Source organism: Arthrobacter sp. SIMBA_036, from assembly GCF_046535135.1.
In the GTDB taxonomy this organism is placed as follows: Bacteria; Actinomycetota; Actinomycetes; order Actinomycetales; family Micrococcaceae; genus Arthrobacter.
Genome location: NZ_JAWRXG010000107.1, coordinates 1 through 284, shown reverse-complemented (window position 1 = coordinate 284; position 284 = coordinate 1). Strand labels below are relative to the sequence as shown.

The 284-nt window shown below is 45.8% G+C and carries 1 protein-coding gene; it reads left to right on the top strand.

Translation table 11 applies throughout. The features are described from left to right. Positions 1 to 284 (top strand): CatA-like O-acetyltransferase (locus SB659_RS19315; RefSeq protein ID WP_410551560.1); only part of this gene is annotated, 284 nt, incomplete at both ends.

Genomic DNA, 284 nt, shown 5'->3' with positions numbered 1-284 from the left:
CATGAGCAAACTGAAACGTTTTCATCGCTCTGGAGTGAATACCACGACGATTTCCGGCAGTTTCTACACATATATTCGCAAGATGTGGCGTGTTACGGTGAAAACCTGGCCTATTTCCCTAAAGGGTTTATTGAGAATATGTTTTTCGTCTCAGCCAATCCCTGGGTGAGTTTCACCAGTTTTGATTTAAACGTGGCCAATATGGACAACTTCTTCGCCCCCGTTTTCACCATGGGCAAATATTATACGCAAGGCGACAAGGTGCTGATGCCGCTGGCGATTCA